General features: G+C 60.9%; 12 protein-coding genes. 5 read left to right on the top strand and 7 right to left on the bottom strand.

The window, feature by feature from the left end; genetic code table 11:
• The 3 genes from OP495_RS11530 to wrbA all read right to left on the bottom strand — a co-directional run.
• Positions 1–414: hypothetical protein (locus tag OP495_RS11530; RefSeq protein WP_280569342.1), on the bottom strand; the 414-nt coding region annotated here is incomplete at its 3' end.
• A 54-nt stretch (positions 415–468) separates the two neighbouring features.
• Positions 469–1,578 (bottom strand): Fic family protein, encoded by a 1,110-nt coding sequence (locus OP495_RS11525; RefSeq protein WP_280569341.1) that lies wholly within the window; start codon positions 1,576–1,578, stop codon positions 469–471.
• 487 nt (positions 1,579–2,065) lie between these two features.
• Positions 2,066–2,671, bottom strand: a complete 606-nt coding sequence (gene wrbA, locus OP495_RS11520) for an NAD(P)H:quinone oxidoreductase (protein WP_280569338.1) — start codon at positions 2,669–2,671, stop codon at positions 2,066–2,068.
• 126 nt (positions 2,672–2,797) lie between these two features.
• On the opposite strand from wrbA, the gene argE reads away from it, so the two are divergent.
• The gene (argE, locus tag OP495_RS11515) at positions 2,798–3,958 is read left to right on the top strand and encodes an acetylornithine deacetylase (protein WP_280561704.1); all 1,161 of its coding nucleotides are present in this window, start codon (positions 2,798–2,800) and stop codon (positions 3,956–3,958) included.
• 90 nt (positions 3,959–4,048) lie between these two features.
• On the top strand, positions 4,049–4,864 hold the full coding sequence (locus OP495_RS11510) for an FCD domain-containing protein (protein ID WP_280561899.1): 816 nt from the start codon (positions 4,049–4,051) through the stop codon (positions 4,862–4,864).
• A 116-nt stretch (positions 4,865–4,980) separates the two neighbouring features.
• Here the strand turns inward: OP495_RS11510 and OP495_RS11505 are convergent, their stop codons facing one another.
• Together OP495_RS11505 and OP495_RS11500 are read right to left on the bottom strand one after the other, a co-directional pair.
• Positions 4,981–6,789, bottom strand: coding sequence for an IlvD/Edd family dehydratase (locus OP495_RS11505; protein WP_280561705.1), 1,809 nt, complete (start codon positions 6,787–6,789; stop codon positions 4,981–4,983).
• A 183-nt stretch (positions 6,790–6,972) separates the two neighbouring features.
• On the bottom strand, positions 6,973–8,718 hold the full coding sequence (locus OP495_RS11500) for an IlvD/Edd family dehydratase (RefSeq protein WP_280569336.1): 1,746 nt from the start codon (positions 8,716–8,718) through the stop codon (positions 6,973–6,975).
• A 369-nt stretch (positions 8,719–9,087) separates the two neighbouring features.
• Here OP495_RS11500 and OP495_RS11495 point away from each other — a divergent pair, with 369 nt between their 5' ends.
• Together OP495_RS11495 and OP495_RS11490 are read left to right on the top strand one after the other, a co-directional pair.
• Positions 9,088–10,257, top strand: a complete 1,170-nt coding sequence (locus tag OP495_RS11495) for a fumarylacetoacetate hydrolase family protein (RefSeq protein WP_280569334.1) — start codon at positions 9,088–9,090, stop codon at positions 10,255–10,257.
• A 222-nt stretch (positions 10,258–10,479) separates the two neighbouring features.
• Entirely contained in the window at positions 10,480–12,057 is a 1,578-nt protein-coding gene (locus OP495_RS11490) for an aldehyde dehydrogenase (NADP(+)) (RefSeq protein WP_280569332.1), read from the top strand.
• Positions 12,058–12,201: 144 nt separating this feature from the next.
• Here OP495_RS11490 and OP495_RS11485 read toward each other — a convergent pair whose 3' ends face one another.
• Positions 12,202–13,914 carry a DEAD/DEAH box helicase gene (locus OP495_RS11485; protein ID WP_280561709.1) on the bottom strand — a complete coding sequence of 571 codons (1,713 nt, stop codon included), beginning with the start codon at positions 13,912–13,914 and terminating at the stop codon, positions 12,202–12,204.
• A gap of 395 nt (positions 13,915–14,309) precedes the next feature.
• On the opposite strand from OP495_RS11485, the gene OP495_RS11480 reads away from it, so the two are divergent.
• The gene (locus OP495_RS11480) at positions 14,310–14,768 is read left to right on the top strand and encodes a YaiI/YqxD family protein (RefSeq protein WP_280561710.1); all 459 of its coding nucleotides are present in this window, start codon (positions 14,310–14,312) and stop codon (positions 14,766–14,768) included.
• A 24-nt stretch (positions 14,769–14,792) separates the two neighbouring features.
• Here OP495_RS11480 and OP495_RS11475 read toward each other — a convergent pair whose 3' ends face one another.
• Positions 14,793–15,794, bottom strand: coding sequence for a glutathione S-transferase family protein (locus OP495_RS11475; RefSeq protein ID WP_280569329.1), 1,002 nt, complete (start codon positions 15,792–15,794; stop codon positions 14,793–14,795).
• Between the last annotated feature and the right edge of the window lie 86 nt (positions 15,795–15,880).

Here is a 15,880-nt window from a genome sequence, read left to right as displayed (position 1 = left end):
GGAGAGGCCGCCACGCCAGAGCCTTTCAGGGCTGACAGTACCCAGCGTTTCCAGCCGCGCATAATGCGTTCCCAGCGTGTTCAGCCCTGCTGCTAGATAACCGATACCAATAATGGCAGCCCCCACGGCAATCAGAGTCGCCGACGAGGCTGAGACTTCGGCTTCATGCGGTGTTAACCATCGACTGATCGGCTTGCGCGCCAGGATAAGCACCGCTCCCAACAATGCACTGACGAGGAAATGCACGCCCTGGATGGCAAGCATATTCGGTGCTTCTGCTTCTTGCGCCATCGACGAACTGGACCAGGCGATATAGAGAGACGTGGCCTGGTTCGAAAGGGTCCTTACCAGAAGCCAGATCCCCGCGACGCCCAACAGCGCTTCGCACAACGAACGAGTATGGAAACTGGGCATATATCCCCTGATAGTCCTGTATTCAAGTATTTAGTCATTTCTTTTGTGGGCCCATCATGTTGCCGGATACGGCGCCACCTCGTTGCCATCTTCGATCATCAGCCTGACCAGCTTGGGGTGAACGAAAAGCTTCTCTCGGCCTGCTCGAATCTCTTGCAGTACCCCGATCTCGCAGAGCTGCTGTAGGTAGATAGAGGCCGTCTGGCGTTTGGCGATATCGCGTTCCACCAAGTTGCCGATACGGCAATAGGGCTGCTCGAAGATGACCTGCACTAGCTCATGACTGTAGACGCCTGGAAGTTCGCACTGGATATAACGCGTTGTCTCTTCGATCAACTCCCGCGTCGCCGCAATCTTGTCGGTAGTCCAGCGTGCCGTGTATTCCACGGCCTTGAGCATATAAAGCAGCCAATCCTGCCACCGCCCTTCGCGCGTTACCGACAGCAAAAGGCGGTAGTAGTCAGCCTTGTTGAGCACGATATAGCGACTCAGGTACAGGATGGGAAGCGAGAGCAGTTGCTGCTCGATTAGATAAAGTATGTTCAGTATCCGGCCGGTGCGCCCGTTGCCATCGGTGAAGGGGTGAATCGCTTCAAACTGATAATGGGCTACGGCCATCTTGATCAGCGGATCGACGCCATCTTCCTCGTGTAAGTAGCACTCCCAGTTCGCCAGCATCTCCCGCAAGGCTTCTTCTCCCATGGGAGGAGTATAAATAACCTCACCGCTGGCCTGATTAGCCAGAGTGGTACCCGGTACGCGACGGATCTTCATGTCGGCGCCTTTGATAGTGCTGCAGATTTCCACCGCCGTGTTGGTGCATAGCGGTCGCTGAGCCAGCTCGCGATAGCCACTACTCAGCGCTGTGCGATAGCGCAGAGCTTCTTTGGTGGCCGGGTCGGCATGTGTATCTTCTTGGGCGAATTGGAATAGCCGATCGGTGGTGGTGACGATGTTCTCGATCTCGGAACTGTCACGCGCTTCCAACAAGGGCAGCAGGTTGATCAATAACCCCTGATTGGGCAGCAGTTCCCCCGCCTGTTTCAGCTCCGCCAAGGCCGTACGGGCGGGAATGCAGGCTTTAAGCACTGCCGATGTCTCCAGCTCCTCCGCTGGCGGTAGCGTAGGCAACGTGTTGTGAGGTTCGTCGGGGCGCCAGCTCATGTTCATTTTTCTCTTTAAAATCGACACGTCACCAGCTTATGTCGATAGCATCGACATGTTTCGACGACGTGTCGAGAAAATGGCGTTTAGTGTACACATCATAACGAAGTGGCTATGGCGTGAACATGTCGGCTCACTTCTCATAGCACAGCATTGCGAGATCAGCTCTCGATAGCCAGGCATTGCGTGCTATTTTGCCATCGATGGCTCTGTCGGCAACGAAGGCGGTATCCGAGTCATTGAGCCGAGCGACGCCATATCCGCTAATCGACCACATCGGTCTCATACTCGATCCTGACGCCATCGATGACACCGTCGCCGCTATCCGGGCACTGAACGGACAGAAAACGCCTGCCCCTTAGTAGGACGGGGTAAATACCTAGGCGACGTGTCCAAAAAACGCACTTCGTGTACCTATCCCTGACACTAAAACGCCGCGCCCGAAGGCACGGCGTTTTGGCGTCTTTCGAAGCGCTTCGAACGGCGCTCAGCCGGCGAGCTTGGCGGCCATTTCGGCGGTATGCTGGCCTTGGAAGCGGGCGATGGTGAGCTCATTTTCGCTGGGTTGGCGGCTGCCGTCACCACCGGCGATGGTCGTCGCGCCGTAGGGCGTGCCACCGGAGACTTCCTCGAGCTCGCTCAGCGCCGCACAGGAATACGGTACGCCGACGATCGCCATGCCGTGGTGAAGCAAGGTGGTGTGAATCGAGGTCAGCGTGGTTTCCTGCCCACCGTGCTGGCTGGCGGTGGAAGTGAAGGCGCCGCCCAGCTTGCCGATCAATTTGCCTTGCGCCCAGAGACCGCCCGTCTTGTCCCAAAAATTGCGCATCTGCGAGGCCATGTTGCCAAAGCGCGTGGGCGTGCCGACGAGAATCGCGTCGTAATCGGCCAGAAGACCGGGATCATCCAGTACGGCGGCAGTGCTGTCTGCCTTGTAGCCGGATTTTTCGGCGACGTCAGCGGGCACGAGTTCGGCCACGCGATACAAATCCACTTGGGTACCGGCCACGTCGCGTGCGCCTTCGGCGACGGCATTGGCCAGTGTCTCGATGTGCCCGTAACTGGAGTAATAAAGGACGAGAATCTTGCTCACGTGGGTACTCTCCTGACTGGATGTATGGACGCTCTCAAGATGGCGTACGCTCGCGCCACCGTCAAAGTGACGTGACGCGACATCGGCGTGCTAGGCTGGCGCAAAACATCCTCCGGGGAGGCCACCATGTCCAACACCACTGCCCTGCTCGAACGCCTGATTGGCTTCGATACCGTATCGCGACACTCCAACCTGGAATTGATTGCCTTCATCGAGGCCTACCTTGCCGAGCATGACGTGCCGTGTACTCGTATCGCCAACGATGACGGCAGCAAGGCCAACCTGCTGGCTCGCATCGGCCCCGAGGTGGCGGGCGGTGTGGTGCTATCCGGGCATACCGACGTAGTACCCGTAGACGGCCAGCCCTGGAGCAGCGATCCCTTCACGCTGACCGGCAAGGACGATGGCCGCCTCTACGGCCGCGGTAGCTGCGACATGAAAGGCTTCATCGCCAGCGCACTGGCACAGGTACCGCAGTGGCAAACGCTCGACTTGCAGCGCCCCATCTACCTGGCGTTTTCCTACGACGAGGAAGTCGGCTGCCTGGGCGCGCCGCGCTTGATCGAGCGCCTGATGGCCGATACGCCGACGCCGGCGGCGGTGATCGTCGGCGAGCCTACGCTAATGGCGCCGGTGGTGGCCCAGAAAGGCATCACCAATCTGCGTACCACGGTGACCGGCCGCGAGGCGCATTCCAGTCAGGTACGTCAGGGCGTGTCCGCCGTGCATGTGGCGGCCCGCCTGGTGACGCGCATCGAGGACATCATGGCGGAGCTGGTCGCGGAGGGCCGTGTCGATCCACTCTTCAACGTGCCCCACTCCAGCCTGCATGTGGGCAAGATCCAAGGCGGCACGGCGATCAACATCATGGCTCGCGAGTGTCATTTCGACTGGGAGATCCGTCATCTGCCGACGGACGGTTTCGAAGCCTTGTTCGAGCGCTTGCAGCACTACGCCGAAACGCTGATGAATGAATTGCGCCCACGCGCACCGCAGATCGACATCCACACCGACCACCTGACCGAGACCGTACCCGCCCTGGCCGACCGGGATAACCAGACGGCACTTGAGTTCTGTCATGCATTGCTGGGCGCTACCAACAACGAAGCCGTGGCCTATGCCACCGAGGCCGGTCAGTTCCAACGCGCCGGCCTGCCCACGGTCATTTGCGGCCCCGGCAGCATCGCTCAGGCGCACCAACCCGACGAATATCTGGACGTCGCCCAGCTCGAGGCCGCCGATGCCTTCATGGCCGCGCTTGGGGAGCGTCTGACGGCCTCCAGCTAGCTTCATCCAGCTAGCTTCGGCGTATCGAACGAACATCGCCCGACGAGCGGCACGCAGCGCATGGCCACCAACCATCGGCGCCTTGTCGAAATGTTCGACATATGCCAGCGTGAACGAAATGATTCGGAACGATGTCACGTGAAGAGCAAGCAATCCCCATCCAGAAAACGCCCTTGCGTCGCCGAGGCGCTGGCAAAGGAGATCTTCTCCGGCACATATCAGCCGGGAGATTTCGTACCGCGCGAAGTCGACCTGTGCGAGCGCTTCGCCCTCAATCGCTCGGCGGTGCGCAGCGATCTGCGCCAGTTGGTCGATGCCGGGATCATCGAACGCATCTCAGGGCACGGCTCGAAGGTCCGTGAGTATCCGGAGTGGAACATTCTCGATGCTCAAGTCACCGAGTGGATGACCCGCTATGCGGCGCCCAATCCCGGTGTACAGCGCGAGATTCTGGCCTTTCGCCTGGACGTGGAGCCCTATGTCGCCATGACCGCCGCCAAGCACGCGACGGCGCATGACCTGGTTGCCATCGAGGAGGCCTTCAACGGCATGGGCAGTGACCTCGACGATACCACTGTCAACCGTGACGGCCGCCTGCATAGCGACTATGACATCGCCTTCCATGTGGCGATCTTCAAGGCCACACACAACATCGTCTGGTCACAGCTTTCGCACATTCTGCGACCCTCGATATTGCTGTTGATCGAGACCTCGAACGTCAGCGCCAGCGACCCGGCGGAGAGTCTGGAACGCCACCGGTCACTGATGGAAAGTATTCGCGCACGCCGGCCACGCGATGCGTTTCGCGCCTCGCAGGCCGTACTTGCCGGCACCGCCAGCGCCTTGGGGCTGGAGATCCCCGACACACCGCTTGGATATAGCGCCGAGCTGTTGTCCGAAACCTGACACGCGCCCAATCCTGTCTCCCGCAAAGCCAACCGGGCGTCGCATGGCGACGCCCGATTCAGTGGCCAAAGTCCTTAGCAATAAGTCCTTAGCCGTGAGTACGGGGTAGTGAAGACTCAGTGATTGTCGCGGGGCGGGCTCTGGCGGGCGACATCGCGATACTTGGTGGCGGGGCCCAGCGTCATGCCATGATCGAGCTGCTCGACCATGCCGCGCTGAATCTCCTGCCAAGGCGTCTGATCCACCGGATAGATGTAACCGCCGCGTGATTCCAGCGCCTGACGACGTTTCGTCAGCTCGGCGTCATCGAGCAGCAAATTGGCTTCGCCACGCTTGAGATCGATACGAATCCGGTCGCCCGTTTCCAGCAGCGCCAGGCCGCCGCCCACCGCCGCTTCGGGGGCCGCGTTGAGGATCGAGGGCGAGCCCGAGGTCCCCGACTGACGACCGTCGCCAATGCACGGCAGCGATTCGATGCCTTGACGGATCAGCGCCTCCGGCGGCTGCATGTTGACGACCTCGGCACTCCCCGGATGGCCGATCGGCCCGGCACCGCGCATGATCAAGATGGTGTTCTCGTCGATCTCGAGCGACGGATCGTCGATACGCGCATGATAATCCTCGGAGCCGTCGAATACCGCCACCTTGCCTTCGAAAGCATCCAGGTCATCGGCCTGGCTCAGGAAACGCCGCCGGAAGTCGTTGGCAATCACGCTGGTCTTCATCAACGCCGAATCGAACAGATTGCCCTTGAGGTTGATGAAGCCGGCCTCTTCCACCAGCGGGTTGTCGTAGCGGCGAATGATATCGTCGTCCAGCGTTTCACGCCCGGCCGTATTTTCCGCCAATGTCTTGCCGTTGACCGTGGGCACATCGCCGTGCAGACGCCCAACCTTGATCAGTTCGCTGAGCACCGCGGGCACGCCACCAGCTCGGTGGAACTCCTCGGAAAGATAGATCCCTGCCGGCATCACGTTGGCTAGTAGCGGAATCTCATGCCCGAGGCGCTGCCAATCGTCGTTGGTCAGCTCGAGCCCCGCGTGACGCGCAATGGCATTGATATGCACCGGCGCATTGGAAGAACCGCCCAGCGCCGAACACACCACGATGGCATTTTCACAGGCCTCGCGGGTAATGATATCCAGCGGACGCAGGTCTTCCCACACCATGTCGACAATGCGCGTTCCGGTCTTGTAGGCAACCATCGAGCGCTCCTTGTAGGGCGCCGGAATCATCGCCGAACCCGGCAGGCTCATGCCCAATGCTTCGGCCATGGAATTCATCGTCGAGGCGGTGCCCATGGTGTTGCAGTGGCCCACGGAAGGCGCCGAATCGGTGGCGCGGGACAAGAATTCCTCGTAGCCGATATCCCCCGCCGCGAGACGCTTGCGCAGTTCCCAGATGATGGTGCCCGAGCCCACGCGCTCCTGAGTGCCGCGCCAACCATTGAGCATCGGCCCGCCGGAGAGCACGACCGCCGGAATATTGGCGGTCGCCGCCGCCATCAGGCAGGCGGGCGTGGTCTTGTCACAGCCGGTGGTCAGCACCACGCCATCCAGCGGGTAACCATGCAGGACTTCCACCAAGCCCAGATACGCCAAGTTGCGATCCAGCGCTGCCGTCGGCCGACGCACATTTTCATGGATGGGATGCAGAGGAAACTCGAACGGCACGCCCCCAGCGGCGCGGATGCCATCCTTGACGCGTTTCACCAGATCGATGTGATGACGATTGCAAGGCGTCAAGTCGGAGCCCGACTGGGCGATGCCGATGATCGGCTTGCCGCTCTTGAGCTCCTCCAGCGTCAGGCCGTAATTCATGTAGCGCTCGATGCACAGCGCAGTGGTCCCCGGATGCTCAGGGTTGTCGAACCACCAGCGCGAGCGCAGTTGATCGGGGGTCATGCGGCGATTGTCGGCGGACATCAGGTTATCTCCTCTCGAAAGAACAATCGGCTCCTATGTAAGTCAAACATATTGCGAGTATGTTCAACATACTCCGATAGGTGTAGAGACTCTGCTTCCCCGCCCCGAACAACGCCGCAACGCAAGAAGGCGACTCAATGAGCCGCCTTCTCGTTTTTCATACTCGCCTTTTATCGTTAGTCCTCAGTGCGAGTGACGCGGCACTTCGGCACCACGGCATCCCACCAGGAAGTCGAAGTCGCAGCCTTGATCGGCTTGTAGCACATGCTCGATGTAGAGCTGGCGATAGCCGCCGGTGCTAGCGATTCGGGTCGACTCGGCGGTAGGGTCGGCCTCGGCCAGGCGCGCAGCAAGCTCGACATCGTCGATCTCCAGATGCAACGTGCCGGCATAGGCATCGAGGGCGATCAAGTCGCCATCACGAACCGCCGCGAGCGGCCCCCCGGCAGCGGCTTCCGGCGCCACATGCAGTACCACGGTACCGTAGGCGGTGCCGCTCATGCGGGCATCGGAGATCCGCACCATATCGGTGGCGCCTTGCTCGAGAAGCTTGGACGGCAATCCCATGTTGCCGACCTCTGCCATGCCATGATAGCCGCGCGGCCCGCAGTTCTTCATCACCAGGATATCGTCGGCGGTGACATCGAGATCGGGATCGTTGATGCGCGCCTTGTAGTCATCGAAATTCTCGAAAACCACGGCACGGCCACGGTGCGTCATCAACTCGGGAGTCGCCGCAGAGGGCTTGAGGACGGCACCATTGGGCGCGAGATTGCCGCGCATCACGCACATACCGCCATCCTCGCGCAACGGCGTGTCGAGAGAACGAATCACGGCGTCGTTGTAGAGCGGCGCATCCTCGACGTTCTCCCACAACGTCTTGCCGTTGATGGTCAGAACATCCTTGTGCGGCAGCCGGTCAGCCTCGCCGAGGCGGCGCAATACGGCAGGCAGGCCACCCGCATAGTAGAATTCTTCCATCAGATAGCGCCCCGAGGGCTGCAGATCGACGATGGTCGGCGTGCCACGCCCGATACGCGTCCAATCGTCCAGCGTCAGGTCGACCCCGATGCGTCCGGCGATGGCTTGCAAATGAATGACCGCATTGGTCGAACCGCCGATGGCCGCGTTGGTGCGAATAGCGTTCTCGAAGGCTTGTTTGGTCAGCACCCTGGAGAGTTTGAGATCCTCGTGGACCATCTCGACGATACGATTACCGGAGAGATGCGCCAGTACATAGCGGCGCGAATCCACCGCCGGAATCGCCGCATTGTGGGGCAACGAGGTGCCCAGAGATTCGGCCATGCAGGCCATGGTCGAGGCGGTCCCCATGGTGTTGCAGGTACCGGCGGAGCGTGACATGCCCGCCTCGGCGGCCATGAAGTCATGGATCGAGATCTTGCCGGCTTTCACATCTTCGGAGAGCTTCCACACCACGGTGCCCGAGCCGATGTCCTTGCCCTCGTGCTTGCCATTGAGCATCGGGCCGCCAGTGACCACGAGAGTGGGAATATCGCAGCTCGCCGCGCCCATCAGCAGCGCCGGGGTGGTCTTGTCGCAGCCGGTCAGCAAAATCACCGCATCGAGCGGGTTGCCGCGAATCGCCTCCTCGACATCCATGCTCGCCAAATTGCGGGTGAACATCGCAGTGGGACGCAGGTTGGATTCGCCGTTGGAGAACACCGGAAATTCAACCGGGTAACCGCCCGCCTCGAGCACCCCTTTCTTGACGTGTTCGGCGAGCTTGCGGAAATGAGCGTTGCAAGGGGTGAGCTCCGACCAGGTATTACAGATACCGACGATCGGCTTACCCTGGAATTCGTGGTCGGGAATGCCCTGGTTCTTCATCCAGCTGCGATACATGAAGCCGTTCTTGTCGGCCGTGCCGAACCACTCGGCACTGCGCAGTCGGCGGGGGGACTGACTCATCAGGGGCTCCTTCTCATGGCATTCGCATTAGCGTTGCCAACACCATAAACGCCCCTTTCAATAACCGAATAATGTCAAAAAAGACCTTCTTTGATGTAAAAAAAAATATCAAAAATAATATCGAGCCTTTCCCATCCTCTTCAGGAAGAGTCATCAAGACTTGGGGGCAATGCCGACACGAGTTGTCAGGATACTGATTAAAATCCACTTTTATCTAACGAACATCGAGATGACTGTGTCGATCACCCCCCATACCAGCAGCCCGAGTGCTTAGGGTAGATTGCAAGGGGTATACCAAAGTCTATGTTGAACATGTAATCACTATGTTCAACATTTACCGTCTGATGCGACGAATCCAAGGGCGCCCCCATGAATGAATTTCACTCGTTTCTCCCACAGGATGCCGGCAACGATAGCTTGATCGGACGCGTGTGGGATCCCGATGCACAAGGCCCCCGCCTGGTCACCGTGCGTGACGGCATGCTGCACGATATCAGCGCACTGGCCCCCACGTTCAGCGGCCTATTGGAATTCGACGATCTATCAACACGCATCGCCCAGGCGCCGGATGCACCGCTTCTCACGGTCAGCGATTGCCTGGAGGCCTCGCTCGATGCCGAGGGCGACCCCGCCACCTGGCACCTTCTGGCGCCCTGCGATCTGCAAGCAATCAAGGCCTGCGGGGTAACCTTTGCGTCATCGATGCTGGAACGAGTGATCGAGGAGCAAGCGCGCGGCGATAGCCAGAAAGCCACGACATTGCGCGAGACCGTTACCTCGCTGATCGGCGACGACCTTTCCCGGCTGACGCCGGGATCCGCCGAGGCCGAGGCCCTCAAGGCCAAGCTGGTGGAGCTCGACGTCTGGTCGCAATACCTGGAAGTCGGCATCGGTCCCGACGCCGAGGTGTTCACCAAATCGCAGCCCATGTCGGCGGTCGGCCTGGGGCACCGGGTCGGTATTCACCCGGCCTCTAAGTGGAACAACCCCGAGCCCGAGGTCGTGCTGGCGGTAGACTCGCGCGGCCAGGTACGCGGCGCCACGCTCGGCAACGACGTCAATCTGCGCGATGTCGAAGGGCGAAGTGCCCTGTTGCTGGGCAAGGCCAAGGACAACAACGCCTCTTGCGCCATCGGCCCCTTCGTACGCCTGTTCGATGACGACTTCGACATCGACAGTGTCCACGCCCTGGAGGTAACGCTGGATGTCAGAGGCGAGGATGGCTTTCACCTGGACGCGGTGAGCTCGATGAATCAGATCAGTCGCGACCCGCTCGATCTCGTCGCCCAGACACTGGGGGCGCATCACCAGTATCCGGACGGCTTCATGCTGTTCCTGGGGACATTATTCGCCCCCACACAGGATCGCGATACCCAAGGTAGCGGTTTCACTCACCACCTCGAAGACGTAGTGACCATTGCCACGCCTACACTCGGGGCGCTGGTCAATCGCGTCGACACCAGTGACCGCATTCGGCCCTGGCAATTCGGTAGTGGTGCCTTGCTGAACTATCTCGTACGGCAGCGTCCCGGCGCTTGATTATCAGCGTTTCAACACCATGGCCGGGATCGCCCCACGATATTGCTCCCGGGGGCTTTGCGTCTGGCCATGACATCCATCCAAAACAGCACTCTCGATGACATGCAAGTCGCACGCGGTGCCAAGGAGCACGCTGCAACATCGATGCGAGAAAACGCCCCTTGACTCTAGCGCACAGCGTCGCCATGTCTCACATATGCCCATCAATGCCAGGAGGCAAGCATGATATTGGAAGGCAAGCAGATTATCGGACAAGACATCGCAGCCGGCCCCGGCACTAGTTTCCAGGCGGTAGACCCCGCCAATGGGGAGACTCTTCCACCCGAGTTTCCCAGTGCCGATAACAAGCAGGTCGAGCGCGCCTGTCAGCTCGCCTGGGATGCCTTCGATGTATATCGGGAAACCTCACTGGAGGAGCGGGCCAAGTTTCTGGAAACCATCGCCGAGGAAATCGAACATCTGGGCGGTGGCTTGATCGAACGTGCCATGAGCGAAAGTGGCCTCCCGGTCGCACGTCTCGAAGGTGAGCGTGGACGTACCTGCAACCAGCTGCGCCTTTTCGCGGGTGTCGTGCGTGCTGGCGAATGGCTCGATGTCCGCGTCGATCCGGCGCTGCCGGAACGCACACCCATGCCGCGCCCAGATCTTCGCCAGCGCCACATTCCGCTGGGACCGGTCACGGTATTCGGCGCCAGCAACTTCCCACTAGCTTTCTCCGTGGCCGGTGGTGACACCGCATCCGCATTGGCATCGGGTTGCCCGGTAATCGTCAAGGCACACTCGGCGCATCCCGGCACCTCCGAGCTGGTGGCGCGCGCCATCCAAAGCGCCGCCAAAAAGTGCAATATGCCTGAAGGCGTATTCTCCATGCTCTTCGATGCCGGTTACGACGTGGGTACCTCGCTGGTCAAGCATCCCAACATCAAGGCAGTCGGTTTCACCGGCTCGCGCAAGGGTGGTCTGGCGCTGCAACAAGCCGCGCAATCGCGTCCCGAGCCGATTCCGGTCTACGCCGAGATGAGCAGCATCAACCCCGTTTTCCTGATGCCCAAAGCACTTGAGGCACGCGGCACCGACCTAGCCCAAGCCTTTGTCGGTTCGCTCAACATGGGCGCAGGCCAGTTCTGCACTAACCCCGGCCTGTTGATCGGTCTAAAGAGCCCGGCACTGGATAGCTTCATCGAGGAAGCTGGCAAGGCGCTCAAGGACACGCCTGCGAATACCATGTTGACGCCTGAAATTCATTCGGCCTACGAGCAGAGCGTCGCCAAGCTGGCGGGCAACGCCAAGGTGAACGAAGTAGGCCGCGGCCTTGCCGGGGAAGGCGAGAACCAGTGCCAGGCCGGCCTCTTCACCACGCAAGGCGCCGATGTGCTGGCCGATGAATCGCTGCAGGAAGAAGTCTTCGGCGCCACCTCTCTAGTCGTCATCTGCAACGACATGGACGAGATGAAGCGCGTGGCCGAAGCACTGGAAGGCCAACTGACAGTCACCCTGCAGATGGACGAAGGCGATACCCAAGACGCAGCACAGCTGCTACCCACGTTGGAACGCAAGGCGGGTCGCCTCATGGCCAACGGCTGGCCGACCGGTGTCGAGGTCTGCCATGCCATGGTTCACGGCGGCCCCTTCCCGGCCACGACCGATTCACGCACCACCTCCGTGGGTAGCGCCGCGATCTTCCGCTTCCTGCGTCCGGTGTGCTATCAGAATCTCTCCGATTCGCTGCTTCCCAAGGCACTCAAGGAAGCGAACGGCCTCGGCCTGAAGCGTCTCGTCGACGGCCAGCGCGAGGGATAAGCATCTCCTCCTGATGCGCCTGAGTCCTCCGGGACGAGGGCCATCACCAACGCAAACGCCCCATGGCAGCAACATTGCCATGGGGCGTTTTTAATGGCCGCTCGTCAGATAACGAGCGGCGCGCGTGAGCCATTAACGGCTAGATCACGCCTGCGAACGATTCCGCTGAGGAGCGTCTCCGCCTTCACGTTGACGCCGCGGGGCGCGCTCCTGATCACCGCCGCGATCCTCGGCAATCTCCAGCGGACGACCGGCGACACGCGCCTGGCCGATGCGCGACAGCACAGCGGCCGGCAGCGTACTCGGCAATTCAACCATAGAGAAGGCATTGCGGATGTCGATACGGCCGATCTTGCCACCGTCGATGCCGCCTTCATTGGCCAATGCACCCACCAGCTGGCCGGGCTTGACGCCATCCTTGTGGCCCACCGACACGCGGTAACGCGTCATGCCAGCGCTCGGTCCACGATCACGACGATTGGGCTTTTCGTTGCGCCCCCCTCCCTGACGGGCGGGACGACGTTCGCCCGGCTTCGGCAAGCGACCAATGGGGGCCTCGCCGGAACGCGCCATGCTGGCCATGGCACACGCCAGATCCACGGGGTCATAACCGTCGTCGGCCAAGCCTTCAATCAGCTCACGCTGATAGTCGCTGTCCTGCTCCAGCGTCTTCAGCACGCGCTCACGAAACAGTTTGTCGCGATGGGCACGGATGACAGACTCATCGGGCAGCTCGACTTCCTGCATCGTTTGACCGGTCACACGCTCCATATCACGTACGCGACGCTGCTCGCGGCCACCGGCGAAGGTAATCGCCACGCCCTTGCGTCCAGCGCGCCCCGTCCGCCCGATGCGGTGAGTATACGCCTCGCCGTCTTGCGGCAGGTCGTAGTTGAAAACGTGCGTGATACGCGGCACGTCGAGACCGCGCGCGGCAACGTCGGTGGCGATGAGGACATCGACCTTGCCACGCCTGAGGCGATCGACGGTCCGCTCGCGCAGGCTTTGATCCAGGTCGCCGGACAGCGCCGCCGCGTTCACGCCACGCGCCAACAATTGCTCGACCAGCGTGGTGCAGGAGGCACGTGTGCGCACGAAGGCGATAGCAGCGTCCACCGGCTCGACCTCGAGTAAGCGCGATAGCGCCTCCAGCTTGGCGCCACCTTCGATACGAACCAACCGCTGCTCGATGCCTTCGGCCGTCTTGGTCTTGGTCTCGATCATGATCCTGAGCGGATCGACCAGGTACTGATCGACGATGCGCGAGATTTCATTGGGCAGGGTCGCGGAGAAAAATACGCGCTGCGCTTCTTTCGGCGTCTCGGAGACCACACGCTTGACGTCATCGATGAAGCCCATGCGCAGCATTTCGTCAGCCTCGTCGAGCACCAACGCATTGAGGCCGTCGAGTTTGAGGCTGCCACGATTGAGGTGGTCGATCACGCGTCCCGGCGTGCCCACGATGACCTGGGCACCACGGCGCAAACCGCTGAGCTGTTCGCGGTACTCTTGACCACCGCATAGGCTGAGAACCTCAAGCCCCTTGAGATCACGGCCGTACTGGACGAAAGAAGCGGCAACCTGCTGTGCCAACTCACGCGTCGGCGCAAGCACCAGCACTTGCGGCTCACGACGCTTGAGGTCAAGACGCGACAACAGCGGCAAGGCAAAGGCAGCGGTCTTGCCGGTACCGGTCTGGGCCTGGCCCAGCACATCGCGCCCGTCAAGCAGCGCGGGAATGGTTTTAGACTGAATCAATGAGGGCGTTTCATATCCCAGTGATTCGAGTGTAGAAAGAAGAACAGACGGCAGCGAAAGCTCGGCGAAAGTCGACGAGGCAGCGGGGGTCGTGGTCATGTCACACCTTGGATAGCCGGAGCGAACCGGCGGAAAAATTCAAGGCACCTTCATTGCCCATCGGCCGCTCGGCCTGGGGCATCGAAACAAAAGGCGCCGGTCGCAGCACCTGCGTCCTGCCGCATACGCGGCAGCTGTGGCGACCTTACGCGTCGTGGCGCGCCATCGATGCGGCAAGCGCTCTCACGGCCGGCTCGAAGCGAGCGGGCAATGCGCCTTGCGCAGAAACGTCCTTAAGGCTCTATCCACGCTAGGTGGAAGGCACATCGCACAGGGACGAATACAGGATGGAGGGGTCAACACATGCGAGGAAATGGCATACTACCATCGACCAATGGCTTTGCCCAATCTTATTCGTTCATCAAGCCCTATTCGCTTATCGAGGAATTCTCCCCATGCCGACGTTATGGATTGACGCCGACGCCTGTCCACGTCATGCCCGCGAAGTCATCGTGCGTGCCGCCGAGCGCACCCAAACGCCGACACGCTTCGTCGCCAATCACCGCTTGCCCTTACCGCCCTCGGCCTGGGTCAGCGCGCTGGCCGTCCCCGGTGGCTTCGATGCCGCCGACGACGCCATCGTCGACCGAGTGGCGCCGGGCGATCTCGTCGTCACCGCCGACCTGCCTCTGGCGGAGGCCGCGTTGGCGCGCGAGGCCGAGGTCATCACCAATCGTGGCGAAACGCTGACCCGGGACAGTATTCGCGCCCAGGTACAGATGCGTGACTTCATGGAAACCCTGCGCGCCAGCGGCGAGCATACCGGCGGCCCCAAACCCTATGGCGACGCCGAACGCCGCACCTTCGCCAATGCGCTCGATCGCTGGCTGACACGTACCCGGAAGCGACGCTGATACATCGACCTAAGCGCCACGGCCCTAAGCACCACGAATGCCCCGCCCCGGCAACCGCTCGCGGTCATGCGGGCGTTCCAGCGCCAGTACCGGCCCCTTGGGAACGATACGCGTCGGGTTGATGGTCTCATGGCTGTAATAGTAGTGGCGCTTGATGTGATCGAAATTCACCGTCTCGGCAATGCCTGGCCATTGATAGAGCTCGCGCAGATAATTCGACAGATTGGGATAGTCCTCGATACGCCGCAGGTTGCACTTGAAGTGTCCGTGATAGACGGCATCGAAGCGGATCAACGTGGTGAACAGCCGGATGTCCGCCTCGGTCAACCACTCGCCGGCGAGATAACGCTGCGTGTCGAGCCGTGACTCGAGCCGCCCGAGCGCTTCGAACAACACCGTGACGTGTTTCTCGTAGACCGCCTGCTGGGTGGCGAAGCCGGCCTTGTAAACGCCGTTGTTGATGTGATCGTAGACGTCGGCGTTGACGGTATCGATGGTCTCGCGAAGATCCTCTGGATAAAGATCCAACCGGTTGCCGGTCAAATCATCGAATGCCCCACCCAGCATGCGCACCAGATCGGCGGACTCGTTGTTGACGATACGCCCTTCACGCTTGTCCCACAGCGCCGGCACCGTCACGCGCCCGGTATAATGCGTCTCGGTCAGCGTATAAAGCTGGTGGTGGTAGTCGACGCCATTGAGCGGATCGCCACTCGAGCCCTCGTCGATGGCGTAGGACCAGCCCTGCTCCAGCATCAGCGGACTGGTATGGGATACACCTACCAAATCCTCGAGCCCTTTGAGCTTGCGCATGATCAGGGTGCGATGCGCCCACGGGCAGGCCAGCGACACGTACAGATGAAAGCGTCCTACCTCGGCTTCGATACCCGGCTGCCCTTGCGGTCCCGACGCCCCGTCCGGCGTCACCCAGTCACGCAATTGAGCGGACTCGCGAACGAATTCGCCGCCGTGCTTCTTGGTGTCATACCACTGGTCGTACCAACGACCTTCGATCAACAGTCCCATACCTTTACTCCTACACTGATCCTGACGCTTATTGAGCGGACGGCCGGCGGCTGGCCACCCTCGATGCCGCTCAGCATAGAACGATT

The sequence above is a fragment of the Chromohalobacter sp. 296-RDG genome (genome assembly GCF_029889885.1).
Lineage (GTDB): Bacteria > Pseudomonadota > Gammaproteobacteria > Pseudomonadales > Halomonadaceae > Chromohalobacter.
Note: the sequence above shows the minus strand (reverse complement) of the source record. Positions and strands in the feature narration are given on the sequence as shown.